23 protein-coding genes are annotated in these 25096 nt (G+C 68.6%); 10 read left to right on the plus strand and 13 right to left on the minus strand.

Annotated features, from left to right (window positions below):
• Positions 1 to 98 precede the first annotated feature (98 nt).
• The 5 genes from NL1_RS19315 to NL1_RS19335 form a co-directional block, all read right to left on the minus strand.
• Positions 99 to 710, minus strand: coding sequence for a TetR/AcrR family transcriptional regulator (locus tag NL1_RS19315; protein ID WP_084510754.1), 612 nt, complete (start codon positions 708 to 710; stop codon positions 99 to 101).
• 301 nt (positions 711 to 1011) lie between these two features.
• Complete coding sequence (locus NL1_RS19320; protein WP_067841277.1) at positions 1012 to 1545, minus strand: hypothetical protein; 534 nt, start codon at positions 1543 to 1545, stop codon at positions 1012 to 1014.
• A gap of 102 nt (positions 1546 to 1647) precedes the next feature.
• On the minus strand, positions 1648 to 1905 hold the full coding sequence (locus NL1_RS19325) for a DUF2798 domain-containing protein (RefSeq protein ID WP_067841278.1): 258 nt from the start codon (positions 1903 to 1905) through the stop codon (positions 1648 to 1650).
• 169 nt (positions 1906 to 2074) lie between these two features.
• Entirely contained in the window at positions 2075 to 6442 is a 4368-nt protein-coding gene (locus NL1_RS19330) for a tetratricopeptide repeat protein (RefSeq protein WP_156094942.1), read from the minus strand.
• A gap of 406 nt (positions 6443 to 6848) precedes the next feature.
• Positions 6849 to 7514 carry a hypothetical protein gene (locus tag NL1_RS19335; RefSeq protein ID WP_067841282.1) on the minus strand — a complete coding sequence of 222 codons (666 nt, stop codon included), beginning with the start codon at positions 7512 to 7514 and terminating at the stop codon, positions 6849 to 6851.
• A gap of 312 nt (positions 7515 to 7826) precedes the next feature.
• Here NL1_RS19335 and NL1_RS19340 point away from each other — a divergent pair, with 312 nt between their 5' ends.
• Positions 7827 to 8516, plus strand: a complete 690-nt coding sequence (locus tag NL1_RS19340) for a hypothetical protein (protein ID WP_156094943.1) — start codon at positions 7827 to 7829, stop codon at positions 8514 to 8516.
• 6 nt (positions 8517 to 8522) lie between these two features.
• Here the strand turns inward: NL1_RS19340 and NL1_RS19345 are convergent, their stop codons facing one another.
• From NL1_RS19345 to NL1_RS19350, 3 genes are all read right to left on the minus strand, one after another.
• A complete protein-coding gene (locus NL1_RS19345) occupies positions 8523 to 9770 on the minus strand; it encodes a PucR family transcriptional regulator (protein WP_067841286.1) in 1248 nt (415 codons plus the stop codon).
• Positions 9771 to 10110: 340 nt separating this feature from the next.
• Positions 10111 to 10257, minus strand: a complete 147-nt coding sequence (locus tag NL1_RS37725; RefSeq protein WP_156094944.1) for a hypothetical protein — start codon at positions 10255 to 10257, stop codon at positions 10111 to 10113.
• 137 nt (positions 10258 to 10394) lie between these two features.
• Positions 10395 to 11147, minus strand: a complete 753-nt coding sequence (locus tag NL1_RS19350; protein WP_067841288.1) for an SDR family NAD(P)-dependent oxidoreductase — start codon at positions 11145 to 11147, stop codon at positions 10395 to 10397.
• A 143-nt stretch (positions 11148 to 11290) separates the two neighbouring features.
• Between NL1_RS19350 and NL1_RS19355 the strand changes: the two genes are divergently transcribed.
• Together NL1_RS19355 and NL1_RS19360 are read left to right on the plus strand one after the other, a co-directional pair.
• The gene (locus tag NL1_RS19355) at positions 11291 to 11887 is read left to right on the plus strand and encodes a TetR family transcriptional regulator (RefSeq protein WP_156094945.1); all 597 of its coding nucleotides are present in this window, start codon (positions 11291 to 11293) and stop codon (positions 11885 to 11887) included.
• A gap of 31 nt (positions 11888 to 11918) precedes the next feature.
• Complete coding sequence (locus NL1_RS19360; RefSeq protein ID WP_067841290.1) at positions 11919 to 13178, plus strand: acyl-CoA dehydrogenase family protein; 1260 nt, start codon at positions 11919 to 11921, stop codon at positions 13176 to 13178.
• 43 nt (positions 13179 to 13221) lie between these two features.
• Here NL1_RS19360 and NL1_RS19365 read toward each other — a convergent pair whose 3' ends face one another.
• Both NL1_RS19365 and NL1_RS19370 read right to left on the minus strand, forming a co-directional pair.
• Positions 13222 to 13803: a TerD family protein gene (locus NL1_RS19365; protein WP_067841292.1), complete on the minus strand. Its 582-nt coding sequence runs from the start codon at positions 13801 to 13803 to the stop codon at positions 13222 to 13224.
• Positions 13804 to 13930: 127 nt separating this feature from the next.
• Positions 13931 to 14626 carry a type 1 glutamine amidotransferase domain-containing protein gene (locus tag NL1_RS19370; RefSeq protein ID WP_067841293.1) on the minus strand — a complete coding sequence of 232 codons (696 nt, stop codon included), beginning with the start codon at positions 14624 to 14626 and terminating at the stop codon, positions 13931 to 13933.
• Between the two features lie 268 nt (positions 14627 to 14894).
• Between NL1_RS19370 and NL1_RS19375 the strand changes: the two genes are divergently transcribed.
• The 5 genes from NL1_RS19375 to NL1_RS19395 all read left to right on the plus strand — a co-directional run bounded on the left by NL1_RS19375 (position 14895) and on the right by NL1_RS19395 (position 21017).
• Positions 14895 to 15770, plus strand: a complete 876-nt coding sequence (locus NL1_RS19375; protein WP_084510757.1) for a metal-dependent hydrolase — start codon at positions 14895 to 14897, stop codon at positions 15768 to 15770.
• Between the two features lie 47 nt (positions 15771 to 15817).
• Positions 15818 to 16840: a PDR/VanB family oxidoreductase gene (locus NL1_RS19380; RefSeq protein WP_067841329.1), complete on the plus strand. Its 1023-nt coding sequence runs from the start codon at positions 15818 to 15820 to the stop codon at positions 16838 to 16840.
• Between the two features lie 39 nt (positions 16841 to 16879).
• The gene (locus tag NL1_RS19385) at positions 16880 to 18358 is read left to right on the plus strand and encodes a flavin-containing monooxygenase (RefSeq protein ID WP_067841297.1); all 1479 of its coding nucleotides are present in this window, start codon (positions 16880 to 16882) and stop codon (positions 18356 to 18358) included.
• Positions 18355 to 19290, plus strand: coding sequence for a short-chain dehydrogenase/reductase (locus NL1_RS19390; protein ID WP_067841299.1), 936 nt, complete (start codon positions 18355 to 18357; stop codon positions 19288 to 19290). The genes NL1_RS19385 and NL1_RS19390 overlap by 4 nt, the downstream gene beginning before the upstream one ends.
• 95 nt (positions 19291 to 19385) lie before the next feature.
• On the plus strand, positions 19386 to 21017 hold the full coding sequence (locus tag NL1_RS19395; RefSeq protein WP_067841301.1) for an FAD-binding oxidoreductase: 1632 nt from the start codon (positions 19386 to 19388) through the stop codon (positions 21015 to 21017).
• A gap of 101 nt (positions 21018 to 21118) precedes the next feature.
• On the opposite strand, the gene NL1_RS19400 is transcribed toward NL1_RS19395, so the two are convergent.
• Positions 21119 to 21508: a DUF3618 domain-containing protein gene (locus tag NL1_RS19400; RefSeq protein ID WP_067841302.1), complete on the minus strand. Its 390-nt coding sequence runs from the start codon at positions 21506 to 21508 to the stop codon at positions 21119 to 21121.
• A gap of 177 nt (positions 21509 to 21685) precedes the next feature.
• Positions 21686 to 22111 carry a DUF6010 family protein gene (locus NL1_RS19405; RefSeq protein WP_067841304.1) on the minus strand — a complete coding sequence of 142 codons (426 nt, stop codon included), beginning with the start codon at positions 22109 to 22111 and terminating at the stop codon, positions 21686 to 21688.
• Between the two features lie 214 nt (positions 22112 to 22325).
• Between NL1_RS19405 and NL1_RS19410 the strand changes: the two genes are divergently transcribed.
• Positions 22326 to 23264: a GlxA family transcriptional regulator gene (locus tag NL1_RS19410; RefSeq protein WP_067841306.1), complete on the plus strand. Its 939-nt coding sequence runs from the start codon at positions 22326 to 22328 to the stop codon at positions 23262 to 23264.
• A 53-nt stretch (positions 23265 to 23317) separates the two neighbouring features.
• Here the strand turns inward: NL1_RS19410 and NL1_RS19415 are convergent, their stop codons facing one another.
• Positions 23318 to 23860, minus strand: a complete 543-nt coding sequence (locus NL1_RS19415; protein WP_067841308.1) for an LppU/SCO3897 family protein — start codon at positions 23858 to 23860, stop codon at positions 23318 to 23320.
• A 244-nt stretch (positions 23861 to 24104) separates the two neighbouring features.
• On the opposite strand from NL1_RS19415, the gene NL1_RS19420 reads away from it, so the two are divergent.
• Positions 24105 to 25096 (plus strand): AAA family ATPase (locus tag NL1_RS19420; protein ID WP_156094946.1); only part of this gene is annotated, 992 nt, incomplete at its 3' end.

The raw sequence follows: 25096 nt of genomic DNA on the forward strand, positions 1-25096 counted from the left end.
ACACGAAAATTGCCTCTCTGCAATGCGACCCGCGTCTGGCAGGTCGCTGGATCTCGGCGCGCGGATGCGACCGGCCGAGGGGATGAGGTCTGGTCGATTCAGGCCACCAGACCGTGGACGCAACCGGTGGCCAACCCGTGTGCGCCCGCGGTATCGGCGGGCAGCAGCTCGGGTTGGGTCGCGGCGGTCATCGTCAGTCCATGGATGAGAGTCACGATCGCGAGCACCGCGATATCCGCGGTGACGCCTGGACGAAATGCGGTGTCGGTCAGCGCTTCCCGGATCCCGTCCTCCCATGCCGACATGCCGCGTCGCTTGGCGGCCAGCCCGGCTTCGAGCGCGACCGCCTGGGGCGCCACGATGGTGGATACGATCGCGAGCCGCCGGAACCGGTCGTCACCGGTCAACGCGAGCACATAGCCCGCCACGAACTCGACCAGCCGCTGCCCGCCGGGTACGTCACGGGCCGCGAGAGCTTCCAGCAGCGGCGCAGCGGCATCGGCCCATCCCTCGTCCAGACCTGCCGTCAGCAACGACACCTTGTCGGGAAAGTGGTGATGAACAGCGCCGCGCGTCACGCCCGCCCGCGCCCCCACGCCCACGAATGTCGTTCTCTCCCAGCCAAGCTCGGCGAAAGACGCCAACCCCGCTGCCAGAATGCTCGTCCGCGTCTCCCGCGCTTCAACCACCGACCGCTTCATGGGATACATGTAAGCATGTATGTATAACTTGTCAAGTAGTTCCAGAGTTCGAGGCGGTGACCTACATCGGTGTCGACGTCCGCCCGGCGCTGCGCGGGCCGATCGGGCGCCGCCTCGGACGCGTCGCGCCCAGAACGATCCTTGCCGACGAAATGCAGGCAGCCCGGAGGCTATCGCTCCCGCCGGGATCGCCCTTCTCGGTGACCAGACGCCGCCTGGCCCGAATGGGCCAGGCGTGCAAGGGTTCCGGATGGCCGGGGGACATCCCCTGCGAGAGTCATCGGATGATCCCCCTGTCGTTACAGGGGCCTCAGGGGAGGAACGGCCCTACCCAGTCGGTGAACCGCTGCCCCAGCTCCGCCTGCGCTGCCGCGAGGACGGCCGCGGGGTCCTCCGCCACCGGGAGACCGAAGTTCTCGTCGAGCCATGCCACGAACTCGTCGTGGCTGTCGCTGTACGCGTCGTCCTCGTCGCGATAGAAGTACACCTCTTCCCAATCGACTCGTATCTCCGAGTCGAAGCCGAGGAGCTGAAACAACTCCCGCACGTGGCGGGCGACGACGTGCTGCCCGCCTTCGTCTCCGAAGACGACCACGGGCAGGCTCGACAGATCGTCCCGGTCGTCGAGACGCCACAGCGCGTAGAACGAACCGGAACCGTTGGCCTGCGCGAAGGGAATCAGCCGGTCGGTGAACTCCGGATCCTTCGACCAGCCTGCCACCAGGCCGGAGATGTCCCCGAAGTCCGTCAGACCGAATCCATCGGCGTAACTCTCGAAGCCGAGCCCATCCTGCAATTCCTTCAGCAGGTTGAGTTCCTCGACGGGTGAGTACTGGATGTTCAATGCGTCTCCAAGCAGTCGTGTCGGGCAGTCTTGTTGTGGCCGCCCGGATTTCGACAACTTTGCCACTCGGGGCCGCTGCGGACGAGTCGAGGAATCCACCCGTTACGACGGCGTCTGCACCATCGCCGCGGTGAGCCTGCGGACCAGTGGAAGCACGAGCAGCAGGGTGGGAAAGGCGATCGGCCAGGACACCGCCCACGCGCGCAGCCACTGGCCGATGGCGAGGCCGTCGCTGATCAGCGTGCTGATGAGCGAGACCACGCAGGTCATCAGAATCGACAGGAGCATGGGCAGCAGCACCGGTGCGTACCGTGCGGGGAGTTTGCGAACTGGCCGAGCAGTGGTCTTGCTGGTGGACACAGGAGTCTCCGTAAGGTCGTCAATGGCAGCGATCCCGCCGAACGGTGGAATCGGTGCGTTGATTGACGTGAACGCTTACGGCGATTGCTCGCGGCAAAAGCGTAGAGGCGAGAGTGCCTGCGAGGCAAGGCGGTGACACCGAGACCGATCTCACCCCCGCGAGGTTCGGCTACTCGCCGGAGACCGAGTCCAACTGCTCCTCCAGGCGTCGTGCCTCCTCGGACGACAGCAGATCGGTCACCTTGGCGAGAAACTCCGCACGCCCCATCCGCCTGCGCAATTCGAGCAGGGCGCGCACATTACGTCCGAGGTCGACCATAGCCATCCCTGCGCGCTCCAGCTCTACCCGCAGCAGCAAAGCAACCAGCTGCCAATGAACCGCTTCGGCGAACTGGTTGCGCGCCGACTCGAGAAACCCCAGACTGGTCGCCGCAATGGCCACCGTGGCGTCGTCGCCGAGTTCCTTACTCATCGCCAGTGTTTGGCGGTACAGACGCTCACCCTCACCGTAGTCGCCCCGACCCTCGGCAAGCATTCCCAACTGATGCAAGGACGCAGCGATACCGGACAGGTCGCCGAGTTCTTCCCTGATCTCCAGCGACCGCCGATACAGGCGCTCGGCCGCACCCAGCTCCCCCCGGCCCGCCGCGAGCATTCCCAACTGATGCAAGGAGGCAGCGATACCGGACAGGTTGCCGAGTTCTTCCTTGATCGCCAGCGATCGCCGGTAGAGGCGCTCGGCCTCGTCGAAATCCCCGAGGTTCCCAGCGAGAATCCCCAACTGATGCAGGGTTATGGCGATGGTGGCGGCATCACCGAGTTCTTCACTGACCGTGAGCGATTGGCGGTACAGACGCTCGGCCTCCTCGAAATCTCCCCGATCCCCGGCGAGAATTCCCAGCTGATGCAAGGTGACGGCGATGGTTTCGCTGTCACCGAGTTCCTGCTTGATCGCGAGCGATTGCCGGTACAGACGCTCGGCCTCAGTGAAATCCCTTCGGCCCGCGGCGAGCATCCCCAGCTGATGCGAAATGCCTGCAATACCCAAGCGGTCGCCGACCTCTTCGTTGATGGCCAGCGCCTGCCGGTACAGGCGCTCGGCCGCACCGTAGTCCCCTCGCAGATGGGCCAGGTTGCCCAGCTGTTCGAGCCAGGGGCTGCGGTCCGGGGAGTCGGCGGGAAGTTGGGTGAGGGTGTGATGGATGAGGGCGGCTTCCCGGTCCCGGGCGCCGATCGTGCGCAGCCGGGTCGTGATGATCGCGGTGACCGCGATCGCGGCGGAAACCTGGCCGGCTTGCTGAAGGTGTTGGCGGGCTTCGAGGAGGTCGTGCAGATCGGCGTCACGGTCTTGGGGCCACACTTGTTCCCGCCACCACCAGTAGCGGGCGGCGCGCGAGTGCGCGGCGGTGACCTCGGCCTCGCGACGCTGGCGGTGGAGGCTTTCGTGGAGCGCGGTGGCGGTGGCGCGGTGCACGAACACTTGCTCGCGTTGGGCGTCGATGCTGATCAGACTGTGTGACCACAGCTCCTGCACCAGTCCGGTCGTGTCGAGGTCGGTGGATACCGGCGGCCGAGGGGCGGCGTTGAATTCGGTGAGCGCGGGTGTGATCGCGGTGAGAATCTCCGGCGGAAGCCGATCGAGGCCGAACTCCTCGGCGGTCGGGTCGATGCCGTGCCCGGTGAGGATCGAGACGATACTCTGTTCGGCCTTCTCTCGGTCGGGTGTCCACGCGGCGCCGGGATCATCGGCGCCGATCTGGAAGAGCAGGGCGTTGTAGTCGACGGGTTCGCGATAGACCGAGGCGCCGATCAGCAGTCGTCGCGCGTCGGGGGTGAGGCGGTCGAGGAGTTCGGTGAGCAGGATGTCGTCGGCGATGACGGTGATGGTGGTGGCCAGGGCGGCGTCCAGGTCGGCGCCTGCGGTCAGGACGGGGCGCGTGCCGGGGTAGGCGGCGAGCGCGTTCTCCAGGCGGGCGGTGATGTCGCGGTATCGGCCGACGCGGTGGTCGAGCAGGGCATCGAGGTACTCCAGGCTGCGGGGATGCCCGCCGACCAACCGCCACACCCGGTCGAGCTCGCTGTCGTCGAGGCGATCCAAGGCGGGCAGGGCCCAGATCAGCTTGAACGTCTCCGCCCGCGACATCGGCCCCAACGGGTGCGCCAGGAGCAGCGTGTGCGCCCGCTCGGGTAGTGCGAACCGGTACCGGCAAGTCACCAGCAGCCGGCTGCGGCCGGGGTCGATGATCCATTTCGCGAGCAGTCTCGCCAGAGCGTCGTCGGTGACGGTGTACGTGCCGGTGAGGTTGTCTTCGAAGTTGTCCAGCACCACCAGTATCGGGAGCTGGTCGAGCACGTACTCCCGCAACACCTGCTGCCGATCTTCCCAGGGTTGGTCGACGTGGGTGAGGTATTGCAGTGCCTGGGTGATGGTGCGGTCCGGCGAGTTGTCGCTGTCCATGAGGTAATAGCGGCCGATGCGGTGGGCGAGGGTGGACAGCAGGCTGTCGATGGTGAGCTCGCCGGTGAAGACGACAACGAGTCTCGCCCACTGCTGGCGGTGCAGGAGTTGGGTGGCCAGGGTGGTCTTGCCGATCCCACCGAGCCCGTGTATCACGATCCCGGAGTACTGGTTGCCTTCCAGAACATCGGGGAGGGTGCGCAATTCGCGGCGACGCCCGACGAAATCTCCCGTTTCCCGCTGGACCAGCCCGTCCCCCGCGACCGCCGCCGCACGGGTTCTCGGGGTGGCGGATTCGTTGCCGGTGGCCGGTGGGTAGACCTCGACGCCGGGGTGGGCGGCCAGAACGGTGACGACGCTCCATTCGTCCAGGGCGGCGAGGTGGTTGTCGCGGGGGTCGGGGGAGGTCGACCACTGGTGGTGGACGACGCGGCGGGCTTCGGCGACCGCGGCCACCACATCCGGGACCGGGTGGTTGGCCAGATGCTGGTAGACGCGGGCGAACAAGGCGGTGGCGTAGCGGTCGGTCACCGAGGTCTCGGTCGCGATCACCACACTCGCTCCCTCCGCCAGGAGCGCTGCGGCGAAGGACGGGGCGCCGGCTTCGTCGGCGACATCGGTGTAGCAGGCGGCCAGACCGATCACCGGTGGCATCGCCCCCGCCGGGATCGCCTCGGACAGCAACTCCGCGGCGGTCATCGGACGCGCAGCGCCGGTGCCGGTTTCGAGATGCAGATGGCCGGGAGTGCCGTGACCGGACAGGTGCAAGACGTGGGCGGGGAACTGCTCCAACTCCGCACGGATCGCGGTAGTGGTCGCGAACTCGACGATCCGAACCTCGGCGTCACCGTGGCGGGCGCCCTTCACCGCCGAGAGCACGTTGCGCAGTTCACGTTCGTAGTCCAGGACCATCCCGTCGCCCTCGTCGGGGGCGGCGATCGCGACCAGGATCCGCAACGGCCCCGGGATCGGACGCACCGGCACCGCAGGCAGCCGCCGATAGACGGTGATCAACGGATGCAACGCCAACGGCTTGCTCGTCACCGGATCCGGCAACGCCTCCCACGGCACCACCGCGAATCCTCTTGGCTCGACGCCGATCCGAAGTGGCACGTGCACCGCCGTCACCCGCGCAAGCAACTCGCCCAGCGCCTCCGAAACAGGCGGTGGCAGAAACGATTCCGAGGCGAGCCTGCCCGCTCGCCGCAGCGACACCGTCTCCAGCACCGATTCCCGGGCCTGCTCCCCGGTACCGGTGCGCACGACAGCGGTTCTGCTGCGGCGGGCGCGCTCGCGCAGCACGTCGTGCAATGCGCCCGCCAGACCGGGCCGAATGCCGGAATGAGCACCGGTGATGTCGATTCCGGCGCCGCGCAGACGCACTTCGGCGTCCGTGACGGTGAGCGTGATATCGACCGCAGCCGTCAACGGCGGCAGCCCGGTGAGTTCGATGCCGGCGAGCCCGTCGAGCAGCGGTTGCAGGTCTTCGATCCGGGCGACCAGGACGCTGTCGCGCATCCAGCCATCGGCAGCGTTGTAGCGCTCGGAGACCACCCCGACGACGAAGTCATCGCTCGCACGTCGGACCGGTCCCCCACTCATCCCCTTCATCACCGACGACGCCTGCAAACGTCCCAGCGGAACCTGCTCGTCACGGGTCGTACCGCCTGCCCAGTGCCCATCCGCATCGAGGTAGCGGTAGGAGTGGCGCGGGTCGGGGACATCCACCGCCCCGGTGATCACCGTCGCGGTACCCAACGCGACCCGATCGGTGGCCACCCATCCCGCCACCGACCCCGCCAGCGCGGTGGTGCTGGTCAGCACGGCCAGATCGTGCACGGCATCCAGGCGGGCCACGCTCGCCTCGAACGCGGGCGCCCCACCGGCCAGCGCGTCCACCCGGACCGCCGCACCCGGATACCCGGCGCCGACCTCGTCGCACACATGTGCCGCGGTCACCAACACCCCCGGCGCCACCTGGAAACAGGTCCCCGCCGGATCGTCGGTCGCATACAGGACGCGGCCCAGATATCCCGGCACCCGCCCATCCCGGCCGCCGGGAGGCGCGTCAACGGTCACGGTCGAGTCGTGTTGTCGGCGTGGGCCCACCGGTCACCACGAACCACCCCTCTCGAGGACGAAAACGTCCACCCCCGCCACTCGCCGACGGGCCTACGGCCAGACCGAAGCGGACACCAACTGTACCCACCCCGCACCACCAACCCACCGAACATCGCCATGAGTGTTTGCAGAATCGAAACAACCTTGCCTACATCGGATTCGGTGGTCTTCTCGTTCAACTGACCAGTCCTGTCGTGGATCCGACGTCGAACGGGCTGATCGCTCGCGCACTCGCAGGCCACAGACCAGAAGCAGGCGACGGCACCTCGATACCTTGTCCGGTGTCTTGTCACGAGATCTGATGGCGATGCTCGACAAGGCGAAAGTTGGTGACGATCTCGCCCGAAGCCCGTCAGGGGCTTGCTCACACCAGGGCGGCTCGGGCTTGCGCGTAGGCGATGACGTCTTCCGCGTAGTCCGAGGCATCCCCTTCCGCGGGGCACGCCCTCAGGCGGGCGACCGCGTCGTCGAGTTGCGCTCCCGGCCCGCGGTCGGCGAGCAGGACGGCGATCGCCTCCCAGGTCCCGATCCGCGGGTCCGAATCCGCCAGCAACTCATCGAGGTAGCGTCCCGATTCCACCAGCCGTAGCGCCCGGCGCGCGCACGTGTGCACACGCCGGGGCAGCTCCGCCCGGATGGCGTCGACGTCCGCCTGCAGCGCCTGCTGCCCCGGTTGCGCCGGGTCGATCCGGATCGACCACAAGGCGGCCGGGTCGTCCGACATGCCGTCGTCGGCGATCAGACCGGGCCCGATGGCCTGCTCGAGCGGCGTGGGCGGCAGGCTCGATCGCGCGTTGCGCCAGTTGCAGAACTCCCACCAGGCGGTCGGAGTGGCGCTCGACCACAGGCCGAACCTCAGCACCTGCTGTCCCTCGGTCCATGTGCGAAATGTCCTGGTGCGCCCCACGGACGCCACACCACCCGGCTCGATTCGCACCCAGATCGGATCGGCCCCGTGAAACCCATACGCCTGAACCAGCTTGCCCGTATTGCGTATCAGGCGGCGCAGTGCCACTTCCGATCTGACCATGTCGGCAGATTAGCTGCGCATGCCGACAGCTCACCCCACCCCACTTCCCAACGCGCGGCTTCGCAGATCTTTCGTTCGCCTCGCAGAGTCTCTAGGCGCTGCGAAGCGTGTACAGCCTCTGCGAAGAACCGGGGTGGGGTGGGGCACGGTGCCGCTGGGGGGATTTCTGTTTTGGGACACATGTTTTCGGAGACAATGGCTCTCGGCGTGTTCATGTGGGTCCCACGAATGGCGGATTTCCTCGATCGGCGCGGGTGGTTGCACCCTATCGTCAAGGGTGTGCAGGTGAGAAACGCGTTCCGAGGATTCGACGTGCCCGGTTCGCAAAGGCGCGCAGCGAAGGTCGATATCGCTACCTCGGCAACAACGGTGGACGACACGCTGGTCCACGCACTGTCGGAGACTCCGGCCAGAGTGACACAGGATATCGAGTACCGCTGGGATACCGCGAGTTTCGGCCGGGAAGTACCGCTGGTATCCGGTGCACTCGCGCGAAGATCGTTCACGGTCTCAGGATTCACCGACGCGATCGTGTTCTCCTCCGGCGGAGAACACGTCGTCGAGAAGACACTGCCCACGCTGTTCGGCGGCGGCAGCATTACCGCCGACATCGAGGCTCCGGAAGACGACCCCGGCGGACTGCTGTTCGCGCTGGGCAATCGGGGCGGCGGCTTGGCCGTCTATGTCAGCGATTCGACGCTTCGAGTCGCCGTCACCACCGCCGCCGGAACCCTGTACGTGCGAGCCGACCGGACACTGCCCCCGGGGCGACACCGCGTCGGCTGTGTCCTGCGCCCCGCGGGCGAGCGCTTGCACGTCGGCGCGATAGTGGACGGCACGGTGGTCGGAGGCGGTCGCGGCAACCACCGGCTCCCGCTCGCGAGCCCGCACGAGCCCACGGTTCTGTCGGTGGGCTACGACTGCGGGCTCCATGTCGGCAACCGATACCGGCCACCGTTCGCCTGGAACGGAACGCTGCATGGCCTGAACATCGACGCGTGACGCTCCCTACCGCGCGGCCCGTCGCAGGATGGTGTCGGCGTCACGGTGGCTGCGGGCCACCATCGCCGAGCGCAGGTACCACAGCCCGGATGCCTGGGTCGGGTCGAAGTCGATGAGTTGACCGATCCGTTTCAGGCGGTAGTCGACGGTGTTGGTGTGCACGTTCATCAACCGTGCAGTGCGCTGGCGGTTCAAGTTGGTGCCGATGTATGTCCGAAGTGTCTCGAGGAACTCGGGGTACTCCTCCAACGGATCCAGCAGCGACGCCAGGAAGTCGCGCGCCGGACCGGGCCGGGTCAGCTGATACTCCAGCGCCATGTCGTTGAACCGGTACAGCCCGGAGTCGAACGGCAACCGCTGCACCATGTCCAGCAGCTCGTGCGCCTCGTCGGCGGCCTCCGGAATGCGCCGCACTCCCGCCTCCACCACGGTCGCTCTGACCGGCGCCTGCGCCGCGTCGGTCAGCCACTTCACCAGGAGTTCCAGTGCGGTGTCGTCGAAGTCGGCGACGGGCAACAGGATCGTTCCGCCGTCGATGCTCAACAGCGACAGCGCACGCTCCCCGCACCGGGTGGCCAGCTCGGCCTGCACGCGACGTAACTTGCGCCGCGCCACCACCTTCGGGTCCAGCTGGGGATTCGATTCGTCCGGGTGCGGCGGAATGTGTACCGCAAGAACGTGATACGCGTCTGCGATCGGGATACCGCACTCACGCGCCATGGTGGAGGTGCTGTTGCCGCCGAGCAGCGCCGAGGTGAGCGTGTGCACCGCGGTGTGGTGCTCGCCGACCACCGATTTCAGCTCTCGCACGTAGGCGACCGACACGGTCGAGCTGATGGTGTCCAGGATGTCCATCAGCCTGCGCGCGACATTCACCAGGCTCTCCTGATCGCTGGTCGTCGCCTTCGCCAGGACGAGATCGAAACCCAGCTTGAAACCCTCGTGTATCGCGTGCTGGATGGTATCGATCGGGATGCCCTCGCGCGCCCACTGCGCGGCGGCCGCCTCGACCCGCCCGATTTCCGAGGCGATGTCCTCGCCGCCGTCGAGCATCCGCATCGCCAGCTTCAGGCACACGCGAGTCACCGCGGCCACGTCACCGCCCAGCGCACCACCGGGCAGGGTGTTGCACGGGGCTATGGTCTCGAGGAAATGACCGACCATCCGCTGCGATATGGCGCGAACGTCCTCGAGATGTGTCGATACCGGGCGACCTGACACCGTAAGATCCAGATCGGCCTGCTGTGCGGACATGAAAGCCTCCCGCGGGTAGTGCACGCGACGCCACCGTAGCCCGCACCCTCTCCCCCGGCCTCTCCGGCCCGGCGAGTTTGTGACAGGTCGGCAACTTCCCGACGGCCTTTGTGCCGACGGACAGACCCGGGAACCAACCCGTCCGGTCGACGGACTCGCGATCAAAGCGTCGCGACGTGCGGTCTCAGCACCGCTCCGATCGACGGCCTGGGTGTCCCGCGTGATCCGCATCCACGACATCGATCGGACCGCGCAGTTGACAACGTCAACCGGCCGGAGCAGTGCTCTCGTCATCACCTGGGCCACGGCACGCCGCAGCGTGGCAGCGGACCCAGGCTTTCTACAGCAGGGCCAGCGTGAAACTCAGCACGCACAGCATGAGGACCCATGCGGCGATGGTCACGTGAAAGGAACCCGCTTGCTCGTCCGAGCCGGAACGGCGTCGACGGTTGGCACGACGCTGCGAACGAGAAGACGAAACGGCCACGTTGTCCTCCTTCGGTCGGCTTGCCTCAGCCGGTCGCATACCCGCTCTCGCCGAAGATCAACAAACGACTTTGTGGCGAGTCCCGAGACAGCCGTCACGCACCGGCTCGCCCCCGCCACCCGCCTCCACCCCGGACTTCACGGTCCTCCGAGCCGGGCCGCGGCGTCGACCCTGATCGTGTCGCCGTTGAGCATGGGATTGTGAATCACGTGTGCCACCAGCTCGGCGAACTCCGCGGGCGCGCCGAGCCGGGCCGGGTGCGGCGCCCGTGCCAAGGACGCCCGCTGCGCGAACTCGGGCAGCCGACGGAACATCGGCGTATCGAACATTCCGGGCGCGACGGTGACGACGCGAATCAGCGCGCCCGCGAGATCGCGGGCCGCCGCCAACGTCATCCCGGCAAGGCCCGCCTTGGACGCGACATAGGACACCAATCCGGCCGGTGCGTCGAACCCCGCGATCGACCCCGTGTTGACGATGACACCGCGCTCCCCCGCCACGGCCTCGAGCCGCGCCATGCGTTCGGCGGCGAGGCGGATCACGTTGAAGGCGCCGATCAGATTGACCTGCACCACTTCCGCGAACTGCGCCAGCGGGAGTGGGCCGGAGGCGTCGAGAGTCATTCCGGTGCGGTCGATTCCGGCGCAATTGACCACGGCGCGCAGCGCACCGAGCTCGGCCGCACGATCCAACGCCGCGGCGACGTCACGCTCCTCGCATACGTCGCCGGTGATCCGATGCACCAGATCGTCTGCCGGAGAAGCAGATTCGCCCGCTCTGGGATCGAGCACGACGGCCGTGGCCCCTGCGTCACTCAGGCGGCGCACCACCGCGTGCCCTAGACCCGACGCGCCGCCTGCCACGAGAACGACTGCATTGCCGATATCCACCGCGTGCCCTCACTTGTCGTCCAGGTCGGCGTGCCGGGCGCAGGCCGCCTCTGTGTCAGCCAACATAGAATGTGTCCACTGAATAGTCAATGGCCGATGGCCTAGGATCGAGGCACCGGAAACGACAGGCAGGAAGGACCGCAGTGGCCGATCGACGCGCCGAGACCACCCGGGAGAGCAGGCGGATGCTCATCGATGCCGCCTCCGCCCTGTTCGTCGAAAAGGGCTACCAGCAAACGACGTTCGCCGATGTCGCGCTCCGTTCCGGCATCAGCCGCGGCTCGATCCCGTGGCACTTCGGCAACAAGGAGGGCTTGCTCGCCGCGGTACTCGACCATGCCTCGGAGGCACTGTTCGAGGTCTCCGACGAGGCCGACGCGGCGCGCTCGGCGCAGGCCTACGACCTCGTGGCGCAGGCCAAGCGGTCATCGATGGCGCGCACGTCGCTGCTGTTCGTCACCCTGTACGTCGAAGCGGTGAACCCCACGTCCCCGATCCACGACAAGTACGTGGCGCTGCACGAACGGCTCCGGCAGTCGGCGAAGCACTGGATCGAGCGCTTCGTCCGTCTCCCCGGCGCCATGACCGCCGAGGATCTCGCGACCATCCTGGTCGGCGCGGCCATCGGGATCCATTTGCAGAGCGCGATGACACCCGGCCGGATCGGCATCGATCGGACCATCGACCAACTCGGCGAACTGCTGAAACCGCTTATCGTGGACCCGGCTACGAGCGGCTGACCGCCGTCGCCCCTACCGAGAACGAGGAGCCATGGACTTCGCACCCAGCGCCCGCGCCGCCGACCTGGTCGAGCGGGTCGGCCGTTTCATGGACGAGGAGATCGCGCCCGTCGAGGCCCGATACCACCGGGAGGTCGCCGCGCTGCGCGACCGCGGCGAGGACCCCTGGACGCCGCTGCCGCTGCTCGCCGAACTGCGCGCGAAAGCGCGCGGCGCGGGTCTGTGGAATCTGTTCCTGCCCGCCGCCCACGCGGGCGCCTACGCCGAACGATTCGGCACCGACGGCGGGGCGGGCCTGAGCAACACCGACTACGCCCCGATCGCCGAGCTCACCGGCCGCTCGTTCCTCGCGCCGCACGTCTTCAACTGCAACGCACCGGATTCGGGAAACATGGAGGTCCTGCTCCAGTACGGGAACCAGGAACAGCGCGACCGCTGGCTCGATCCGCTGCTCGACGGAACGATCCGCTCGGCCTTCGCCATGACGGAACCGGAGGTGGCCTCCTCCGACGCCACCAATATGGCCGCGACCGCCGAACTCGACGGCGACGAGGTCGTGCTCAACGGCCGCAAGTGGTGGACCACCGGCATCGGCCATCCCGACTGCGCGGTCATCCTGTTCATGGGATCGACCTATCCGGACGCGGAGAAGCATCGGCGGCACACCATGGTCCTCGTCCCCCGCGACACCCCGGGCGTGCGGGTCGAGCGGATGCTGCCCGCGATGGGCCGCTACGACGAGCCTTTCGGCCACGGCGAACTGTCGTTCACCGATGTCCGGGTGCCCGCGGCCAATATCCTCCTCGGCCCCGGTCGTGCCTTCGACATCGCACAGGGACGACTGGGTCCCGGCCGCGTGCACCACTGCATGCGCCTGATCGGGCTCGCCGAGTCCGCGCTCGAGGCCGCGTGCCGCCGCGGCCTGGAGCGGACGGCGTTCGGGAAACCCCTGGTGAATTTGGGCGGCAACCGGGAGCGCATCGCGAAGGCGCGCATCGCGATCGATTCCGCCCGCCTGCTCGTGCTGAACGCGGCATGGAAGCTCGACACCGTCGGCGCCTTGGGCGCACTGAGCGAGATCAGTCAGATCAAGGCGCAGGTACCGACGGTGGCGCAGGAGGTGATCGACTTCGCCATGCAGATGCACGGCGGCGCGGGCGTTTCCGACGATTTCCCGCTGGCGGCGGCGTGGTCCACCGCGCGGGCGATCCGATTGGCCGACGGACCCGACGAGGTGCACCTGGGCATGGTGGCCCGCGTCGAGCTCGCCAAATACGCCGTGGGGCGCTGACCCGTCGGGCGTGAAAGCCGTTCCCGCGGTTGCCCGTTCGCCGCTACTGCATGGCGAAGCGGAGCAGCGCCTGCTTGTCGCCCTGCTTGATCTTGCCCTTGCGGTTGAGGACTTCCAGTTGCCACGCGCCGCCGTTGCGGAAGGTGCGGGCCACGGCATTGGCATTGTCGTTGCCGAGCAGGGAGGGCCAGATGTCGGCGACCTGCTGGCTGCTGCCGCCGGTGGCGTCGTAGACCTTGAACGAAATGTTGTTCGCCTTCTCGAAGGAGCTGCCCTTCTTGAACGCCGCTGCCACGAAGATGATCGCGTCGATGCCGCCGGGCACGTCGGCGAAGGTGACGTGCACCGTCTCGTCGTCGCCGGTGGCCGCGCCCGTCTGCTCGTCGCCGGTGTGCAGGACCGCGCCGTTGCCCAGCGGATCGAGCGAGTCGAGGCCCGCGAAACGGACCGGCTCGCTGCCCTGCATGAGGATGGCGATCAGGTCCAGGTCGACACCGCGCTTACGACGCGCCCAGCCGAGCGCCCCACCGCTGGCGCCCGCCGAGGGATCCCAGCTCACCCCGACGCTCAGCTTGGTGATGCCGGCGAGATCCGCGGCGCCGTCTTCTTTCCGGAGCGTGATCATGGCCCGGTTCCCCTTACTATCCCGCCCGAGTCTCGGCGGCGGCTCGCGTTCGGGCACAACGCCCCTGGTCTCGACCACGACACTACCCATGAACCTCGGTGCCGTACAACACGAAACAAGGCCAGGATCAGGAAAGTCGCCGCAGTAGTTCCTCGGCGACGCCCGCCGAGGAGGCGGGATTCTGGCCCGTGATCAGGTTGCGGTCGACCACCACGTTCGGCGTCCACGGGTCGGCCTCGCGGAAGTCGGCGCCGATCTGCACCAGCCGATCCTGCAACAGCCACTTGGCCTTGTCGGCGAAACCCGCTTGCGTCTCTTCGGCATTGGTGAAGCCGGTCAGCGCGTAGCCCGCGAAGACGTTGGTCCCGTCGGCCCCGGTCGCGGCGAGCAGCGCGGCGGGCGCGTGGCACACCACGGCCAACGGTTTGCCGGAATGCACTGCGGCGGTGAGCAATGCGCCGGAAGTGGCGTCGACGGCGAGATCTTCCATCGGCCCGTGCCCGCCGGGGTAGAACACGGCGTCGTAGTCGGCGAGATCGACGCCTGCCAGCGCGATCGGGTTCGCGAGTTCCCGGCTGGTGGACACGACCTCCGCGCGATGGTCCGCCGTCTCCTTGCCGCCGTTGACCTCGGGCGCGAGGCTGCCCTTGTCGACGGCGGGCACGACGCCGCCCGGGGTGGCCACCACGATCCGGTGACCCGCGGCCTTCAGCGCCTCGAAGGGCACGACGAACTCCTCGGCCCAGTATCCGGTCGGATGCTTGGTGCCGTCGGCCAGTGTCCAGTAGTCGACACCGGTCATCACGAACAGAATGTTCGCCATTCTCGTCTCCCTCGTTCGGAACCGCGGCGGGTTCGGTCGTCGGTGCGCGTCGCCTCGGACCAGGTGGCCACGTCGGCGGACCGACGGTCCGCACCCGATCCGTCAGCGGCGACACCGACGACGGTAGGCCCAATGCGCCGGACCCGGCCAATAGGAATCGACATGTGAGACATCGAAATTTCTATGAGTGTCCAGTGTTGACATCACGTGATGTCAACAAATACCGTCGAAGGCGCCTGTTTCAACGATGAGACGCGAGGACGGCGGAATGAGAACAACGACGTACGACGACCAAGCCCACGCGATACACGCGCGCGACGTGCGGTTCGATTTCGATTCGGTCCCCATGCACTACATCCCCGGCGAGGTGATGGCGACCCACATCATCAACGTCATGCACCTGGTGCTGCCGGAGGGCGAGCGGGCCATGGCGCAGGCGCTGGCCGAAGCGCTGCCGTTCATCGGCGACGAGCGACTGCGCGAGGAGGTCCAGGGGTTCATCGGCCAGGAGAACATGCACGCCAGCTCCCACGAGAAGGCGCGCAAGCATCTGGAGTCGATCGGGCTGGACGTCGGCCCGATGGTCGACACGGTGTCCTGGCTGGTCGACCGGGTGCTCGGCGATCACGGCCTGACCGGGCGCGCCAAGCACGAATGGCTCTGCGAGCGGCTCGCCCTGTTCGCCGGGATGGAGCACTACACCGCCGTCATCGGCGAGTGGCTGCTGACCAACGATCAGCTCGAGGCCAAGAACATGCATCCGGCGATGCTGGATCTCATCCGGTGGCACGGCGCGGAAGAGGTGGAGCACCGCAGCGTGGTCTACGACGCCTACATGCACGTCGACGGCGGGTATTTCCGCAAGGCGCGGACCGGCCTGCTGGCGAGCTTCGGCTTGCTCGCCCTGTTCGTGATCTCCGGCGGCTACCTGTTCCGCAAGGATCCCGAGCCGGACAAGGGACGGTATTGGCCGCTCCAACTGCTGAGCGCCTCGGCACGCGGTGTGGTACCACGGTTCACCACGTTCGTCACCGAGATCCCGCGCTATCTGCGGCCGGGTTTCCACCCGTCCCAGCTCGGCCCCATGGACAACGCGATTCGCTACCTCGCGCAGTCGCCCGCGGCCCGAGCGGGCGAGCGGTGAGCGCGGTCGTGACCGAGAGCTATCGCCCGCCGCTCCCGGCCCGCGCGATGGCCGGTCTGCTCGACGCGTACAAGCGAACCTTCACCTCCGAAGCCACGGCCGGGCTGTTGTCGCGCCCGAATCCGGTGCGCCGCACGGGTTTCGATGTGTGGCTGCGGATCGACGCCCGCGTCATCGAGGCCGAGGACGTGGTGAGCCTGACGCTCCGTTCGCCCGCCGGGGCGGATCTGCCGTCCTGGATTCCAGGAGCGCACCTCGATGTGTTCCTGCCATCCGGCCGCCAGCGGCAGTATTCGCTCACCGGCGATCCCGCCGACCGGACGACATATCGCATCGCGGTGCGCTACCTCGCCGACGGCGACGGCGGCTCCCGCGAGATGCACGACGATCTTCGGGAAGGCGACCTGCTGCGGATCCGCGGCCCGCGCAACGCCTTCACCTACATCGACGCGCCGGAATACCTGTTCGTCGCGGGCGGAATCGGCATCACGCCGATCCTGCCGATGGTGACCGAGTGCGCGCGCCGCGGCGCGCCGTGGCGGCTGATCTACCTCGGGCGCTCGCGGGCGAGCATGCCATTCCTGCACGAGCTGGAACGCTGCCGCGGCGGCACGCTCGAGGTGCGCCCGGACGACGAGTTCGGCGGCCCCGATCTCGATGCCCTCGTGGCCGAGGCCCCGCGCGGCGCCGCCGTATACGTCTGCGGTCCGCCGCCGCTGATGGAATCCGCGCGACGCGTGCTCTCCGCGACCGACCCGACCGCCTCGGTGCACACCGAGCGTTTCTCCCCGCTGCCCGTGCAGGACGGCGATCCGTTCCGTATCACGTTGCGGCGCAGCGGAACAACCGTCGACGTCGGCGGTGACGAATCCGCGCTGTCCGCCATTCTGCGCGCGGTGCCCGGCGCGGCGTTCTCGTGCAGGCAAGGCTTCTGCGGCACCTGCAAGACGCGGGTGCTCGCCGGGGAGATCGATCACCGGGACCGGCTGCTGCCGGATTCCGACCGGGATTCCGCCATGCTCACCTGCGTCTCGCGCGCGCTCGGGGACGACCTCGTCCTCGATCTCTGACCCACGGGCAACGGCGCCCGTTTCGGAAAGGAAGACTCCATGTCCGCACCGAGCGGAACAGACCCCGAGCACCGCGCGATCGTCGTGATCGGCGCGGGTATCGCGGGCATCGGCCTCGCCGTCAAGCTGCGCGAAGCGGGATTCGACGACTTCGTCCTGCTCGAGCGCGCGAGCGAGCTGGGCGGGACCTGGCAGGCCAACACCTACCCGGGCTGCGCCTGCGACGTGCCCTCGCACCTGTATTCGTATTCGTTCGCGCCGAACCCGGACTGGTCTCGCACGTACGGGACCCAGCCGGAGATCCTCGCCTACCTGCGCGCGGTGGCCGAGCGGCACGATGTGGTGCGGCACATGCGATTCGACACCCCGCTGGTCCGCGCGCGCTGGGACGAGGACGCGCTGCGGTGGCGCGTCGAGACCGGCCGGGGCGAGATCTCGGCCGACGTGCTGATCTCCGCGGTCGGCCCGTTCAGCGAGGCCAAGATTCCGGACTTCCCCGGGCTGAGCGATTTCGAAGGCGCGCAATTCCACTCGCTGGACTGGGATCACGAGCACGACCTCACCGGCGAGCGCGTCGCCGTGATCGGCACCGGCGCGTCGGCGGTGCAGTTCATTCCGGAGATCCAGCCGATCGCCCGGCGGCTCACGGTGTTCCAGCGCTCGGCGCCGTGGATCGTGTCCCGGATGGATCGGCGCACGCTGACCGTGGAACGGGCGCTGCTGCGGCGAATGCCCGTGCTGGGCAAGGCCATGCGGGGCGCGTACTTCGCGGGAATCGAGAGTTTCGGCCTGGTCGGGTTCGTCGATCGGCGTTTCCGGCACCCGTTCCAGGCGCTGTCGCGGTGGCAGTTGCACCGGCAGGTCCGCGATCCGGAACTGCGCGAAAAGCTCACTCCCGACTACATGATCGGGTGCAAGCGCGCCATCTTCTCCGACGCGTACTATCCGGCGCTGGCCCAGGACAACGTGGAGGTGGTGACCGAGCGCATCGCGGAGATCCGGCCGCGGTCCATCGTGACCGACGCGGGCGCGGAGTACCCGGTGGACACCATCGTCTGGGGCACCGGATTCGGTTCGCTGCCACAGTTGTACGAGCGGATCGTCGGCGGGGACGGCCGGTCGATCGCCGAGGCGTACCGGGAACGTCCCGGCAGCTATCTCGGTGCGGCGGCGGCCGGCTTCCCGAACATGTTCTGCACGTTGGGCCCGTTCGGCGCGGCCGGAAACCAATCGGCCATCTACATGATCGAGTCCCAGATCGGCTACATCGTGGACGCGCTGAAGACGATGCGCGACAGGGGTATTCGCCGCGTCGAGGTGCGTCCCGGCGTGCAGCGGTCCTTCCTGGACGAGATGGAGGAACGCAGCAGGGAGACCGTCTGGCTGAAGGGCGGCTGCGACAGCTACTACACCACCGCCGACGGCCGCAACGCCGGTTTGTATCCGGACTGGAGCTTCCAGTACCGCCGCCGCGTCGCCGCTTTCGACGTCGAATCCTACGAAGCGAGTGTCCGATGAGCGCGAACAGCCTGCGTGCCGTGCGCAAGCTGGTGCGGGCGGTCCCGTCCGCGCTGGCGGGCCGCCCGGAGCAGTACGACGTCGAGGGCAAGGTCGTGGTGATCACCGGCGCCGCGACCGGCATCGGATACGCGCTGGCCCGGCTCTTGTCCGCGCGCGGCGCACGTCTCACGCTGGTCGACATCGATGGCGCGGCGGCCACCGCCGCGGCGGCCGGGCTCGGCGGCCGGGCCGTCGGAATAGGCGCCGACGTGGCGAACCGCGCGGACATGCGCGACGCGATCGGCCGGGTCCGCGAACGCTTCGGCGGCATCGACGTCGTCGTGGCGAACGCGGGGATCGTGCCGAAACCATCGAGCATCCGTTTGATGGATCCCGCGGATTTCGATCGCGTGCTCGCCGTGAATCTGACCGGTGTCTTCAACACCGTTCATCCGAGCCTCGACGACATCGTCGCCGCGCGCGGGCACGTGGTCGTCGTATCGTCCTGCGCCGCTTTCGCACCCGGCATGGGCGGGTCGCCGTACATGGTGAGCAAGGCGGGGGTGGAGCAGTTCGGCCGCGCGTTGCGCGTCGAGCTCGCCGCCGCGGGCGCCACGGCGGGCGTGGCCTATTTCGGCATCGTCGAGACCGCGATGACGCACGAAACACTCGATGACGACGACATGGGCGCCGAATTCGGCGATCTGCTGCCGTGGCCGCTGAACAAGAGGATCACCGCCGACCAGGCCGCCGCGTCCATCGCCGACGGCATCGCACGGCGCGCGCCCCGCACGATCGCCCCCGCGGGCTGGGAGCCGTACGCCATGCTGCGCGGTGCGCTGAACGTCGTTCTCGACCAGCAGCTCAGCGCGGACGAGCGGGTGCGGTCGCTGACCAACCGCTTGGAGCAGCGCATTCGGGCGGAGCGGGAGCGCGCGGTCGACGCGTAGGCGGACCTCCGCCGCGCGGGCCATTGTCCCGTCCGCGCTGTTGTGAATTGACTCATAGTTAATTTACTATCCAGTCAATTCGAATCGTGGAGAGGATGCGGATGGCGACGCGGTCGTGGTGGGGCTGGGGAAACGTGGCGGATGCCGTGACCGGCGAGGAGCGGGCGGCGTTGACGCGCCGGGTGGCGGCGACGCTGCCCGGCGCGGATCTCACCGTGCACGAGGCGCCCGATCTGTCGTCGCTGGAGCTGCCCGCGCCGCGGGTGCGGGTGCCGGATGCACTGGCCCCGTTGGCCTCCGAGGATCCGGTCGATCGCGTGGCGCACTCGCGCGGGCAGGCGTTCCGCGACGTGGTGCGGAATCTGCTCGGCCGCGTCGACCACGTGGTCGATCAGGTCGTGCGCCCGCGCACCGAGCGGGACGTGATCGACATTCTGGACTGGTGCACCGATGCCGGGGTCGCGGCGATTCCGTACGGGGGCGGCACCTCGGTCGTCGGCGGTGTCGAACCGCGCGGCGCCGAGGGGTATCCCGCGACGATCGCGCTGGATCTCGGCGGCCTGAACCAGGTGCTGGAGATCGACCGCACCAGCCGCGCGGCCCGCATCCAGGCGGGCATTCTCGGCCCGGCGCTGGAAGACGCACTGCGACACCACGATCTGACGTTGCGCCACTTCCCGCAGTCCTTCGAGTTCTCCAGCCTCGGCGGCTGGCTGGCCACCCGCGCAGGCGGGCACTACGCGACCGTCTACACCCACATCGACGACATGGTCGAGTCGATGCGGGTCGTCACCCCGATCGGCGTGAGCGAATCGCGCAGGCTGCCGGGTTCGGGCGCGGGCCCTTCTCCGGACCGGATGTTCCTCGGCTCCGAGGGCATTCTCGGCGTGATCACCGAGGCGTGGATGCGGCTGCAGGATCGGCCGCGCTGGCGGGCGGGCGCTTCGGCGGTCTTCGACGACTACGCCGAGGCCGTCGCGGCGACCAGGACCATCGCCCAGTCGGGACTGTTTCCGGCCAATTGCCGGTTGCTGGATCCGGTGGAGGCGTTCCTCAACGCCGGAACCAGTTCCGCGGGCGGCGTGCTGGTGCTCGGCTTCGAGTCGGCGGACCATCCGGTGGCCGAGGCGATGCAGCGGGCGGTGCAGATCTGCCGCGAACACGGCGGCCGATTCCCGGACGACGTGCGCATCACCGACGCGGCCGCGGAGAAGGCGAGCGCGGGCGCGGCGGACACCTGGCGGTCCTCGTTCCTGCGCATGCCCTATCAGCGCGACGCGCTCGCGGCGCAGTCCATGATCGTGGAGACCTTCGAAACCGCCTGCACCTGGAACCGTTTCGACGCGCTGCGCGCCGCCGTGCTGGACGCGGCGACCTCCGCCTTCGACGCGGTCGGCGTGACGGGGGTGGTCAGCTGCCGGTTCACCCACGTCTATCCCGACGGTCCCGCACCGTATTTCGGCGTCTACGCCGCCGGGCGGTGGGGACGGACCGTGGAGCAGTGGGACGAGATCAAGGCGGCGGTCTCGGAGGCGCTGGCGAACTCCGGCGCCACCATCACCCACCATCATGCGGTGGGCCGCGACCACCGGCCGTGGTACGACCGCCAGCGGCCGGACCCGTTCGCCGCCGCCCTGCGCGCGGCGAAGTCGACGCTCGATCCGGCCGGAATCCTCAACCCCGGCGTTCTGATCGACCCGGCACACCCCGACGGGCGGCGGCCATGACGGGGTCGGAGGGCCATGTCTCGGGCCGGGCACCTGTCAGGCGGTGGCATCCCGCCGCACCGGGGTGAACACCGCGAGGCCGAGCGGCGTGTCCAGCGTTGTCACGCCCGTCTCCGCCGCGTGATCCACCAGATCAGCACCACACCCACGACCGCGACCGCCGCGATCGGCACCGGCCGCCCGCGCACTGCGCCGACCACCTGCTTGCCGACGCCCGCCACCGGGGGCGCGGTGGCGGCGGCACGGTCGACCAGGTGTTCGACTTGCGCGCGTGCGTGTTCCGCGGTGTCGTGTGCGTAGTGCCTGGCGTCCGCGGCACGGTGCCGCGCCGCGTCCGCGGCTTGGTGCATCTTGTCTTCGGCGCGGGTCGGTACGTCGAATTTGCCGGTCAGCTCCCCGACCGTCTCGCCGAGCCGCCGCCCGACTCGGTCCCGGTTTCGCCGCACGGCATCGGAGATGTTCGGGACGTCCGGTCGTCCCATGTCGCTCATCGTCGGCTCCCTTTCTCGGCTTCGACGTCATCGCGGAGGGTGACCGTCCCGACGAGGCGGGCGTCTCGGCTCCGTTCGCTGGCCGGTTACCCGGCCATATCCTCGTGAAACCGGGTTACAGCCTCCCCACCGCCGAGCCGGGCCCAGACGGGTCCGAATCGTCGAGTCGCCCGTGCGCTAGGACTGGCGCACCGGCTCCCGGGAGACGAGCGTGCGCAGCCGTGCGCGGGTCCAGGCGATCACATCGGGTCCGCCGCGCAGACACCACACGGCGATGACGGGGTCGCAGAGGGCGCAGCCGAGCGACGAGTCGTGCAGGAAGGGGACGATCGGATTGCCTTTGAGGTGGTGCAGGAAATCCCAGGCCGTGTGGAGCAGCCAGGCGATGCCGATGAAGGTCCACGACCGCAGGCCCCGGTAGGCGCAGTAGGTGACGATCGCGGTGAACGCGAATTCCGCAGCGCCGAAGCCACCGCCGCTGAGGTAGGCAGCGCCGGCGCCCGCGACCATGATGGCGTTGAACTGGCGGCGATGCGGTTCGCGGATCAGGGACATCAGCGTGATGTAGACGACGCCGACGAGCAGGGGCGCGACGTAGGTCATGGTGGGACAACTCCTGTGGCCGGGGATTCGAACGAGATCCGATGTGGATCGCCACCGAAGTTAGTGAGACGGCTCCGAGTCGCCCAGTGGCATTGATGCCATACAGCAACGGAAAATCGCCAAGGGCGGACACCTGCGCCGACCAGGCATTCTCCCGAAGAGTTCACAGCAAAGCGCGGATGGCAGGAACCCGTTGCCCGGGTACGTTGTAGCCATGCACGTGGTCGCGGTCCTGGCCCTGGATCGGGTGATCCCCTTCGATCTGTCCACCCCGATCGAGGTCTTCACCAGGACCCGCCTGCCGGACGGACGCCCCGCGTACCAGGTCCGCGTCTGCGCCGAGCGCCCGGACGTCGACGCGGGCGCGTTCACATTGCGCGCGCCGTTCGGACTGGACGGATTGTCCGGCGCCGACACCGTGATCGTGCCCGGCGTCGCCGACCCCACCGCCCCGCTCTCGCCCGCGATCGCCGACGCCTTGCGGCGCGCGGCCGCCGCGGGCACCCGGATCGCGTCCATCTGCACGGGCACCTTCCCGCTCGCCGCCACCGGACTGTTGAGCGGCCTGCGGGCCACCACGCATTGGGCCGCCGCGGACGCGCTCGCGACCGCCCACCCCGACATCACCGTCGATCCCGACGTCCTCTACGTCGACAACGGCCTGCTCCTCACCTCCGCGGGCGCGGCAGCGGGCCTGGATCTGTGCCTGCACCTGATCCGCCGCGACTACGGGTCGGCCGTGGCCGCCGATGCCGCCCGGCTGTCGGTCATGCCGCTGGAGCGGGAAGGCGGGCAGGCCCAGTTCATCATCCAGTCGCTCCCACCCGCACCGCGCGGCTCCGCTTTGGAACCGCTGCTGATGTGGTTGCAGGACAACCTCGCTCGCAACCTGACCCTCGCCGAGATCGCCGCGACGGCAGGAACCAGCACCCGCACCCTGCTGCGGCAGTTCCGCGAACAGACCGGCACCACCCCGCTGCAATGGCTGCACCGCGCCCGCGTGCACCGCGCCCAGCATCTGCTGGAGACCACCGACCACACCGTCGAGCGCATCGGCGCCCAAGTCGGTTTCGGCTCCCCCACCGCCTTTCGCGAGCGCTTCAAACGCACCGCGGGCGTCAGCCCCGACACCTACCGGCGCACCTTCCGCTGACGAACGACGACCGGCCGCACCGGAAGCGGTACGGCCGGTCGGGCGCGCGCGGGTCAGCCCTTGGGGCTGCCGAGGCAGAAGGTGGTCTCGGGCTCGGCCAAGGTGAGGAACTTGTCGGCGTCCTCACCGCACAGCTGCTCGTCGGCCTGGCCGTCGATGCGCTGCACGACCTTGAAGCTGGCTTCGGAGGCGGTGCAGGCCACGAACTTGTAGCCGGTGAGCATGCTCTCGTTGTAGCAGCGGCCCTGCTTGAAGTTCGGGGCCAGGCACAGGAACGCGGTGGTGCCGCCGTTGAGGGTCTCCTCGTAGGAGGTGTAGTCCTCGTGGCATTCGGTCTTGTCGTCGAAGACCTGCACGACCTTGTAGACGGCCAGGTCCGACGAGCAGTCCACCGGCTCGGTCTCGGAGTCGATCATCGACCCCTCGATGACGTTGATGCAGTCGCCCACGTCGGCGCGGGCGGTGTCGGATTTACCGGCATCCTGGACAACTACGGCGCCCTTCTCGACCGCCGAACAGCCGAGCGCGCCCAACGCGGCCACCGTGGCGAGCGCCAGCGGCAGCCGCGTGAGGATGCCAGAACCAACGAATTTCATTCGTGTCACTTTCTCGTCGATGCGATGGCGACCGACCGGAGTACCCCTCGTCGCGCCGAACTCCGGCCGTCGCCGTGCCTTTCGGCGCATCCCCCGGAGGGTCGCGATCGGCCTCGAACACCCAATCGCACAATCGCGCGGCCAGCATCCGGGAAAACACGGGAATCCCCCGTGCCGTCCCGGCACCCGTTAAGCTCTGCCGGGGTTGTTTCGCGGCAGATTTGCCGGAAGACGGCGGAGGATCATGGTCGAGCGCGCATTCGTGGGACGCCGCGCTCAGCTCACCGCGCTGGAGAAGGCTCTGGCATCGCCCGACGGCCCGTGGGTGCTCCTGGTCGACGGGCAGGCCGGGATCGGCAAATCCCGGTTGCTCGCCGCGCTCGCACCGGCCGCCGCCCGCCGGGGACTGCGGGTGCTCGCGGTCACGGCCACCGAAGACGAGCAGCCGCAGCCACTGCACGTGGTGCACGATGTGCTGGAACGCCTCGCCGACGCGGGGGCGGACGTGTCCGATGTTCCCTCCGACGGTGATGCCAACCGGGTCGGCCGCGCCCTGCGCAAGCATCTCGCCGCGACCGGCACGCTGCTCGTCGTGGACGACGCGCACTGGCTGGACGCCGAATCCGTGCGTGCGCTGGCCTATCTCGTCCGCAATCGCCCGGCCCCGCCCTTCCGGCTGCTGCTCTCCTATCGCTCCGGACAGTGCCCCACGGCCCTCACCCGGGTGCTGACCGCGACCGATACCGCGACCCGCTCGGTGCGGGTGCCGCCGTTCTCGGACGAAGACGTCGCCGCCCTGCTGCCGGAGGCGACGGCGGCGCGGCGCGACCGGCTGCTCGCCGCCTCCCGCGGCAACCCGCTGTATCTGCTGCTGCTCGCCGACCTTCCGGATCGAGAGGTGGAGCGGGCGATCAGCGGCGAGGATCCGGCCGAGGGCGACTTCCCGGGTCTGGACCGCACACTGCGCGCCGAACTGGCGCAACTACCGGCACGGGAACGGCTCGTTGCACAGGCCGCGGCGCTGTGCGGCGCCCACGCCGATCTCGAAATGCTCTGCGCCATTGCCGAATTGCCGATCGACGAGGTCACCACCGCACTGGACGAGTTGGGCGGGCGCGGACTCGTGCACGTCGCCGGATCGTCGGTGACGTTCGGCCACCCGCTGATCCGCACCGCCGCGCACCGGCTGGCAGGCGCGGGCTGGCGGGCCGCCGCGCACCGCAGGGCGGCCGTGCT

Source organism: Nocardia lijiangensis NBRC 108240, assembly GCF_001613045.1.
Taxonomy (GTDB): Bacteria; Actinomycetota; Actinomycetes; order Mycobacteriales; family Mycobacteriaceae; genus Nocardia; species Nocardia lijiangensis.